We start from the raw sequence: 9,349 nt of genomic DNA, 5'->3' as shown, positions 1-9,349 counted from the left end.
CCAAATTCAACAGCGGAACGCATGCTCACCAGCAGGATTAATAAAGCTACCCCCAGGAACTATCAGCTTTTTTCAAAATCCTAAAAAAGTTAAGACCATCTATGTAAGCGCTACCGGTATAATATAGACAGAACTTAGAAATCAGACCAAAACCATTCGGAAAACAGGAGGCTAAGATGGAAAAATACATTATGGCAATTGACCAAGGAACCACTTCCACACGGGCCATCATCTACAACCACCAGGGTGAGAACGTGGGCTCCTATCAAAAAGAATTTGACCAGATCTTCCCCCACGGTGGCTGGGTGGAGCACAACGCTAACCACATCTGGAATTCTGTCCAATCGGTGATTGCAGGGGCCTTTATCGAATCTGGGCTTAAGCCCGAGCAGATTGAAGGAATCGGCATCACCAACCAGCGGGAAACCACCGTTATCTGGGACAAGGAAACCGGTACGCCAATCTATAACGCCATTGTCTGGCAGTCCCGGCAGACGGCAGCTATCGCCAACCAGCTCAAGGAGGCTGGCCACACGGAAATGATCCGCCAGAAGACGGGGCTTGTGATCGACGCCTACTTCTCAGCCACCAAGATTCGCTGGATCTTGGACCATGTGGACGGGGCCCAGGAACGCGCCGAAAAAGGGGAACTCCTCTTCGGGACCATTGATTCTTGGATTGTCTGGAAGCTGACCGATGGCAAGTGCCATGTGACGGACTACTCCAACGCTGCCCGGACCATGCTCTTTAACCTGAAAGAACTGGACTGGGACCAAGAGATCCTGGACCTGCTTAATATTCCGCGCTGCATGCTGCCGGAAGTTAAGTCCAATTCAGAGGTCTACGGCCACACCATTCCCTTCCACTTCTACGGGGCTGAGGTTCCAATTGCTGGGATGGCGGGGGACCAACAGGCAGCCCTCTTCGGCCAGCTGGCTTTTGAACCGGGCATGGTCAAGAATACTTACGGGACCGGGGCCTTCATTATTATGAATACCGGCTCGGACTTCCAGCTCTCGGACAATCGTTTGATTACGACCATTGCTTATGGGATTGATGGCGAGATCCACTATGCCTTGGAGGGGTCCATCTTCGTGGCAGGCTCGGCCATCCAGTGGCTGCGGGACGGCATGCGATTGATCCAGTCCTCGCCCGAATCTGAAGACCTGGCCCGGGCTTCTAAGTCCGAGGACGAGGTTTATGTGGTGCCCGCCTTTACTGGCCTGGGCGCCCCTTACTGGAATTCGGATGCCCGGGGTGCCGTCTTTGGCCTCAGCCGGGGGACCAGTCGCGAAGACTTTGTCAAGGCGACCCTCCAATCTCTGGCCTACCAGACCCGGGACATCATCGACACCATGGAGAAGGACACGGGCATGCCCATCAATGTCCTCAAGGTAGACGGTGGGGCTGCTATGAACAACTACCTCATGCAGTTCCAAGCGGATATCCTAGGCATTGAAATCGCCCGGGCCCAAAACCTGGAAACCACTGCCCTGGGTGCCGCCTTCCTAGCTGGCCTAGCAGTGGGCTACTGGGACGACCTGGAAGAATTGAAGACCCTCAATGCGGTCGACCAAGCCTTCAATCCGTCCATGAACAATGCCCGCAAGGAACAACTCTACAAGGGCTGGACCCGGGCCGTGAAAGCCACCCAGGTCTTCGCCGATACAAGTGACCAAGCACAAGAGAATCTTTAGAGGAGGATAAACCATGAAATTTTCATACCAAAGCCGTCAACAAGCCATCCAAAAGATGCAGGACCGGGAACTCGACCTGCTCGTGATCGGTGGGGGGATTACCGGGGCCGGCGTGGCCTTACAAGCCGCTGCTTCGGGACTTGAAACCGGTCTGATTGAGATGCAGGACTTCGCGGAAGGGACCTCCAGCCGGTCGACCAAGCTCGTCCATGGGGGGATCCGCTATCTCAAACACTTCGACGTGGAAGTCGTTTCCGATACTGTTAAGGAACGGGCGGTCGTCCAACAGATTGCCCCTCATATTCCTAAGCCTGACCCTATGATTTTGCCGGTCTATGATGAAGAGGGCGCCACCTTTAACCTCTTCCGGCTCAAAGTCGCCATGGACCTCTACGACCTCCTGGCAGGCATCCAGACCTCGCCTTATGCCAACAAGGTCCTCTCCAAGGAAGAAGTCCTGGCTGAAGAACCGGCCCTCAAGCAAGAAGGCTTACTGGGTGGGGGCCGCTACCTCGACTTCAACAATAGCGACATCCGCCTGGTTATCGAAAACATCAAACGCGCCCAAGACGATGGAGCCCTAGTAGCCAGCCGGGTCCAAGCAGTCGGCTATACTTATAATGAAGCCGGCGAAATTACAGGGGTTCGCGCCTTGGACCGTTTGACCGACCAAGAATTTGAAATCAAGGCGCGGGTGGTCATCAATACCACGGGGCCTTGGTCCGATAAGACCCGGAACTTGGACCGGTCTGACCAAGAAGCTATCCATCAAATGCGACCTACCAAGGGCGTTCACTTGGTCATCGATTCCGCCAAACTCAAAGTCAACCACCCTGTCTACTTCGACAGCGGCCACAATGACGGCCGGATGATCTTTGTCATCCCAAGAGAGAATAAGACCTACTTCGGGACCACCGATACCGACTACCGGGGCGACCTCAAGCACCCCCAAGTGACCCAAGAAGACGTGGACTATCTCCTGGCGGCTGTCAACGGACGTTTCCCTGATGCGGATATTAGCTTAGACGACGTGGAGTCTTCCTGGGCAGGGCTCCGGCCACTCCTCGCCGGCAACTCCTCTTCCGACTACAACGGGGGCGACAGCGGCAAGTTGACCGACGACAGCTTCGACCGCTTGATCCAGTCAGTTCAAGCCTATCTCAAGGAGGAAGAGACCCGCGAACAAGTTGAAGACGTCGTGGCTAACTTAGAAGGCAGCCTGTCCGAACAACAATTGAAACCATCCGAAGTCTCCCGGGGCTCTGACCTCTCGATCGATGATAACGGCTTAATCACCCTGGCTGGCGGCAAGATCACCGACTACCGCAAGATGGCCGCCGGTGCCCTCGAGAAGATTATTGCCATCTTAGCGGAAAAATTCGACCGTCACTTCCGAGCTATCAACTCACGGACCTATCCTGTCTCAGGCGGGGAAATCAACCCCGACAATATCGAGCGCGAATTCGAAGCCTATGCCCAAATTGGGGTGAGCCGGGGCTTGACCAATGAAGAAGCCTATGAAATTGCCTCCCTCTATGGGTCCAACGCTCCTCAAGTCTTCCAACTCGTCGATCAAATCGACAAGGATGACCGCCTGACCCTCAAGGAAAATGTCATGCTGGCCTATGCCATGGCCTATGAAATGACCCTGACCCCAGTGGACTACTTCCTGCGCCGGACTAACTACCTACTCTTCAAGCGGGATGAAGTGGACCATATGATCGCACCGGTCTTGGATATCATGGCAAGCGCCTATGACTGGACCGCTGAGGAAAAACAAGCCCAGCTCGACCAGCTCAAAGCCACTATCGAAGAAAACGACCTGCAAGCCCTCAAGGACCAGGCCGGATAAGGAGGGACCACCATGCCGACAGATGTACTCGGAGAATTTCTTGGAACGGCCTTCCTGGTCCTCCTCGGGGACGGGGTCGTGGCCAATGTCAGCCTGGACCGGACCAAGGGCAAGGACGCTGGCTGGCTGACCATCACCCTGGGCTGGGGCCTGGCTGTCGCTATCGCTGCCTACGCTACTGGCCACATGGGACCGGCTCATCTCAACCCAGCCGTCAGCTTGGCCTTCGCCCTCAGAGGGGCCATCAGCTGGGGGACCTTCCTGGCCTATGTCCTGGCCCAAGTCTTGGGAGCTGTCCTAGGAGCCGCCTGTGTCTGGCTCCTCTACCGGCCCCACTACGCCCGGACCGAAGACCCAGATACTATCCTGGGGACCTTCGCCACGGCGCCAGCTATCGACTCGCCGCTGGATAATGTGATCGCGGAAGTTATTGGCACCTTCATCCTGGCCTACGGGATTCTAGCCTTCGCCAATACCGAAATGGCGCCAGGCCTCAGTACCGCAGTGGTCAGCGCCCTGATCGTCAGCATCGGGGTCTCCCTGGGCGGCCCCACCGGCTACGCCATCAACCCAGCCCGGGACTTTGGCCCTCGCTTGGCCCACAGCTTCCTGCCTATTCCTCATAAGGGGTCTAGCCAGTGGTCTTATGCCTGGGTGCCCATTCTTGGCCCCATGTTAGGGGGATTTTTGGCAGCGGGATTGGATGTTTTGATTAATGCATAAAGTGGATGGAAGAGTCGGCCTGGGGGCTGGCTCTTTTAATTTGGAATGGTTTGGGATGGTGCTGGTGAGCATGCGCTCCGTCTTGAAAGTGATCGTTAAAATTCAGAGGATCAACACGGCTGAAGCCGTCTTGTATTTTATCCGTAAGTCGCTAACGCTCCAACGGCTAAAGCATAGCACCGGTGCGAGCCAAGGTCCCTCATCTAGCGAGCTTCAAAGGGCTAGTACGGCTAGTGCCTACTATCCCTAATTTACATCGCTTGCTTATTCATGGCTAACGATCACTTTCAAACTCCGCTTCTGCTCACGAGTGAATTGATGCCAAATTAAAAGATGTGTGTAATATGAGTAATTGACAAATAGGATTGTGCTGGTGAGTATGCGTTGCGCTGTTGAATTTGGTCTTTGAAGAGCCATGGCATCGGTTCGGGCCAAGGTCCCTCGCCTAGCAAATCTCAAACGGACCGTACGGCTAAAGCCTACGCTCCGTAATTCGCTTTACTTGCTTTTCATGGCTAAGGACCAACTTCAACGCTCCACTCCTGCTCACGAGTGAATGGCTGCCAAATTAAAAAAGTGTGTATTTAATAGGGCTTGGATAAGTGAAGAGGTGCTGGTGAGGATCTGCTTTGCTTTCTTATCTGCTGCTTATTACATTTGATGAGCAGTTTGAGAAGTTTTAAAGTGAATTTGTAAGATGGATTTATGATTCTTTTGAAGTCAAGGAGGAGTGGTAATGAAGGATAACTTGGAATTGTGGATTGGTTTAGGATTAATTTTTGGAGTAGTTTTCGGTGTATTAACAGGTAGACTCGGGATTGGAATAGGTTTTGGTTTAATCATCGGAGCTTCTGTAGGTGTTGCTTTTGAAGGGGATGAATAGCCTGACCCCTAGCATTATCTTATGCATGATGCGATTAGATTCTATGGGATATAAAGGTCGGCCTTGAGCTGACTCTTTTTATTAATTCAAAACAGCAAATATAATAGCCTTTGCTTATATATATATATAATTTCTGCATATATAATAAAAAATAAAACCAATATTGATTGACAAGGGAAGCTAAAGCCTTTACAGTAGTTTTAGAAGCTAAGAAAATTTAATCTTTCAAGTGTGGTTATCGATTGGGGGAGGAAAGGTATGAAAGATAATTTTGGATTCTGGCTTGGTTTAGCGATGATAGTTGGCGTGTTCCTGGAGTGGACGATTGATAGTGTGCCCCTTGGTATTGGATTGAGTCTTGCAGTCGGTACGGGAATCGGTATGGGCTTCAAGGATGATGGTAAGAAGGAAGATTAAGTGAGTGATGATTAGATAGAGGAGGCCTGTAATGAATGACCAGTTAAGAAAGCGCCAGTTGAGTGCCAAGTATGGCTTTTATGCCTATTTCCTTATTTTTGCGATCACAATTATTGTGGATGGGGTGGCCGGGAAGTTCCAGTATGTGCTCGACACGTCGGCCAGTCATATTCTTGTTTTTGTTCTGCAGAAGTTCTTGGCTTATAATGTAATTGCCATCCTTCCGGCAGTGATTATAGCCTTAACTTTTTACTTTTTTATCTTGAGAGATTGTGAAGATTAATCCTTAGCGACAATGATTTTCGAAGTTTGAAGCATCATTTAATTTAAGGAGGAACTATGAAGAATTTTATACTCGATGTCATAACCCTTGCCCTAGCTTTTATTATCCAAAGTGTGCTAGGAAATTGGATAAATTTAGACAATCTGTTGATTGATTTTCTTTCTTTTGTGATCATCTTTTTCATCATTCATGGCTTAATATTCAAGGCCTACGATTAAAGAGATAGCCCTTATAAACTCGTCAAGCATGTCGAAATCTAATGACTGTAAAATAAAAACAGGCCTCCCAACACATACCGTTAGGAGGCCTGACTGCTTATGATAGGCTAGAAGGGGGCCATGACGTTAAAGAGTGTGCTCAATAGAATACCGACGACTAAGCCGCCCACAAAAATTAAGATATTGCGAATGGTCTTGTTGTCCTTCATCACTTGCCAGCTCCTCTCTAAAAAACTCACTGCCTCTTGCACCTCCATTCTAACAAGAAAACATAAGTGCTTTCAATCGATAAGAGTCAAAAACAGCACTTATTGACTAGGAAATAAAAAATACAGTTTTTCCTACTCCTCTTAAATTCAATGATCAAAGTCAAAAGCACTATAGCTATCCCTAGCTATTATTTAAAAAGAAAGCTTTCCTTTTGTAATGTGTAATTAGAAATAAAAAATCTATATCAGTTACTTTTGAGCAGGAGTGGAGAGTTGAAGTTGGCCCTTAGCCGTGACCAAGCAAGCATCAGGGTGCGAGTAAGAGCGTTCAGCTTTGGATGCTTGGAGTAAGTTGGAATAAGGGCAAGCCCGCTTGCACGTTTCCAACTTGCGAAAGCACTCCAAAGCTGCTCTTGCAAACCCGACTAGATGTGAATTACGGCTAGTCGGCGTCAGCCGTTACTAGGCGTTTGAAGCTTGCTAGGTGAGGGACTTTGGCCCGAACCGGTGCCACGGCTCTTCAAGGGCCAAATTCAAAAGCGCAAGGCATGCTCACCAGCACAATTCATTGAATCAGCAAACAAAGCCCCCAAAAGCTGACCACTACCAGGCTTTTGGGGGCTCTATCTTTATTTAAATTTTAGATCAACTTATTTAACCGCATCAATAATCCCAGTGAAGCTGTCAACTTCTAGGCTGGCGCCACCAACGAGCACGCCGTTGATGTTGTCTTGGGATAGGATTTCTTTGGCGTTAGCGGCTTTAACAGAACCGCCGTAGAGGATGCTGGCTTCTTTAGCGACATCTTCTGAAGTCAATTCCGCAATGACTTGACGGATTTCTGCACAGACTTCTTCTGCGTCTTGGGCAGAAGCTGTCTTACCAGTTCCGATCGCCCAGATGGGTTCGTAAGCGAAGACAACTTGTGAGATGTCATTAGCGTCTAAGCCTTTGAGGGCAGCCTTTAATTGTTCCGTGATGAAGGCCACGTATTCATTAGCTTCACGTTGTTCAAGCGTTTCACCCACACAGAGGATAGGGGTCAACTTGTTGTCTAAGGCAGCTTTCACCTTAGCGTTGATCTCTTCGTCAGTTTCTTTGAAGATTTCGCGGCGTTCGGAGTGGCCGAGGACCACATAGTCTACGCCGAGGTCGCTCAAGGCAGCAGGGCTAGTTTCGCCTGTGAAGGCACCGCTATCTTCAGAGTAGCAGTTTTGGGCTCCCACTTTAAGGGCAGAATCTTGAGTGCGTTCCACAGCGTCAGCTACGAAGAGGGCAGGTGGGATAACGACCACATCAGCGTCCACGTCAGCGTCCACTTGGGCTTTTAAGTCATCGATGAAGCTTTTCGCTTCCCCAGCAGTCTTGTTTAATTTCCAGTTTCCGGCAATAATTGTCTTAACCAATTTAAAATCTCCCTTCAGAAATTAAGTACACTTGTATTCTACCATTTTTGCTTTGAAAACACTATTGTAAAGTGAAGAAAATCTCAAAGGGGGTGGAGGCTAGCGGGAGAAATAGAGCTCTAGACCAAGAGAGCATAGAAGGTTGAAGGCCGCCTTCTATAGTTTCTTGTGAAGAAGACCTATTTCTGCTAGCCTGAGCCCAAGAAATAAGCAACATAAAAGTCAGTTCCAGCGAAATTTATGACGAGGCGCCTAAGATTTTTCTCATTCGCTAGGGAAGGGGCTGAAATGTGTTAGAATGGAGGGGATGTGTGACGCGAGAAGAGAGTGAGAAGGAGAGTTTATGCTGAAGAATTTTATTTTTGATATTGATGACACCCTCTACGACCAGATGGATCCCTTCCGCCGGGCTTTGACAGAGGTCTTTCCCGACTTGGACCAGGATCGGGCGCCGATCTGGTATAAGAAGAGCCGCTATATTTCGGATACAGAATTCCCAGGTCTTGCCTTCGACCCCGAGGGCATCAAGCAGATGCAGATCAAGCGCATCCAGTCCCCCCTGGCTGATGATGGGATTGACATTTCCAGTGAACAAGGCTGGGCCTTCCAAGAAGCCTACCAGCGCTACCAAAAGGACCTGGACCTCCAAGACGATATGCGCCAAGTCCTCGACCTAGTCAAGGAAGCGGACCAGGCCATGGGTGTCATTACCAATGGCGAAACCGCTAAGCAATGGGCCAAGGTAGCGACCATGGGCTTGACGGACTGGATTCCAGAAGCCTATATCCTGGTTTCAGAAGAGGTAGGGGTGGCCAAACCCGAGCGCGAAATTTTTGACCTGATCTGCCAGCGGATGGGTATCCGACCTGAAGATAGTGTCTACTTCGGCGATAACTTCAAGCACGATATGGTGGCGGCCAAGGAAGCTGGTTTCTACACGGTTTGGCTCAACCACCGGGACCGCGAATTTGAAGGGGTTGACGACTATGTGGACCAGGTCTGCATGAACTTCCCTGAGGTCCTCACTTGGGTCCAAAAAAATCTCAAATAATCCTTTACAAATCCGCGCGAGTTTGGTAGACTATGTACTTGTGAGTAATTGTCACGTATCAAACGATATTCCGCTGGCAGGACGGCCTGCTATGAGTGTTTGTTGGAAGGAGAAAAAACATGAGTAAATTAATTGAAAGCATTACAAATGAACAATTACGTTCTGATATCCCAGACTTCCGTCCTGGTGACACCGTTCGTGTCCACGCTAAGGTTGTCGAAGGTGACCGTGAACGTATCCAGATCTTCGAAGGTGTTGTCATCAAACGCCGCGGCCAAGGTATCAGCGAAACTTACACTGTTCGTAAGATTTCTAGTGGTGTTGGTGTGGAACGGACTTTCCCAGTTCATACCCCACGTGTTGACCAAATCGAAGTGATCCGTCAAGGTAAAGTTCGTCGTGCGAAATTATACTACTTACGTGATCGTCACGGTAAGGCAGCTCGGATTGCTGAACGCCGTCGTAAATAGTTCGATAGATATTGAAGCAGCAGGCTTGGCTTGCTGCTTTTTCTTTTTGGGGGATGGGTATATAAATTGTAATGATGAGCATCCGTTCCGCTTTTGAATTTGATTGTTAAATATTCAGAGGATCAACACTGGCTAAAGCC

9 protein-coding genes are annotated in these 9,349 nt (G+C 49.7%); 8 read left to right on the top strand and 1 reads right to left on the bottom strand.

What is annotated here, in order from left to right:
- The first annotated feature begins 176 nt into the window (after positions 1-176).
- The 6 genes from glpK to HMPREF3090_RS00825 all read left to right on the top strand — a co-directional run bounded on the left by glpK (position 177) and on the right by HMPREF3090_RS00825 (position 5,855).
- Positions 177-1,697 (top strand): glycerol kinase GlpK, encoded by a 1,521-nt coding sequence (glpK, locus tag HMPREF3090_RS00845; protein WP_067972224.1) that lies wholly within the window; start codon positions 177-179, stop codon positions 1,695-1,697.
- A gap of 13 nt (positions 1,698-1,710) precedes the next feature.
- Positions 1,711-3,549, top strand: coding sequence for a type 1 glycerol-3-phosphate oxidase (gene glpO, locus HMPREF3090_RS00840; protein ID WP_070485718.1), 1,839 nt, complete (start codon positions 1,711-1,713; stop codon positions 3,547-3,549).
- 12 nt (positions 3,550-3,561) lie between these two features.
- Positions 3,562-4,272 carry an MIP/aquaporin family protein gene (locus HMPREF3090_RS00835; RefSeq protein WP_067972219.1) on the top strand — a complete coding sequence of 237 codons (711 nt, stop codon included), beginning with the start codon at positions 3,562-3,564 and terminating at the stop codon, positions 4,270-4,272.
- Between the two features lie 736 nt (positions 4,273-5,008).
- Entirely contained in the window at positions 5,009-5,155 is a 147-nt protein-coding gene (locus HMPREF3090_RS09695; RefSeq protein ID WP_230080845.1) for a glycine zipper family protein, read from the top strand.
- Positions 5,156-5,413: 258 nt separating this feature from the next.
- A complete protein-coding gene (locus HMPREF3090_RS09750) occupies positions 5,414-5,572 on the top strand; it encodes a hypothetical protein (RefSeq protein WP_168140240.1) in 159 nt (52 codons plus the stop codon).
- Between the two features lie 31 nt (positions 5,573-5,603).
- Positions 5,604-5,855 (top strand): hypothetical protein, encoded by a 252-nt coding sequence (locus HMPREF3090_RS00825; protein ID WP_067972213.1) that lies wholly within the window; start codon positions 5,604-5,606, stop codon positions 5,853-5,855.
- Between the two features lie 1,077 nt (positions 5,856-6,932).
- On the opposite strand, the gene tpiA is transcribed toward HMPREF3090_RS00825, so the two are convergent.
- Positions 6,933-7,688 carry a triose-phosphate isomerase gene (tpiA, locus tag HMPREF3090_RS00820; protein ID WP_067972212.1) on the bottom strand — a complete coding sequence of 252 codons (756 nt, stop codon included), beginning with the start codon at positions 7,686-7,688 and terminating at the stop codon, positions 6,933-6,935.
- Between the two features lie 343 nt (positions 7,689-8,031).
- On the opposite strand from tpiA, the gene HMPREF3090_RS00815 reads away from it, so the two are divergent.
- Positions 8,032-8,739 (top strand): HAD family hydrolase, encoded by a 708-nt coding sequence (locus HMPREF3090_RS00815; RefSeq protein ID WP_067972209.1) that lies wholly within the window; start codon positions 8,032-8,034, stop codon positions 8,737-8,739.
- Between the two features lie 119 nt (positions 8,740-8,858).
- Complete coding sequence (gene rplS, locus HMPREF3090_RS00810; protein ID WP_067972206.1) at positions 8,859-9,209, top strand: 50S ribosomal protein L19; 351 nt, start codon at positions 8,859-8,861, stop codon at positions 9,207-9,209.
- Positions 9,210-9,349 lie beyond the last annotated feature (140 nt).

It is taken from the genome of Aerococcus sp. HMSC23C02, assembly GCF_001806805.1.
In the GTDB taxonomy this organism is placed as follows: Bacteria; Bacillota; Bacilli; order Lactobacillales; family Aerococcaceae; genus Aerococcus; species Aerococcus sanguinicola.
This window is presented reverse-complemented; position numbering and strand designations above follow the sequence as displayed.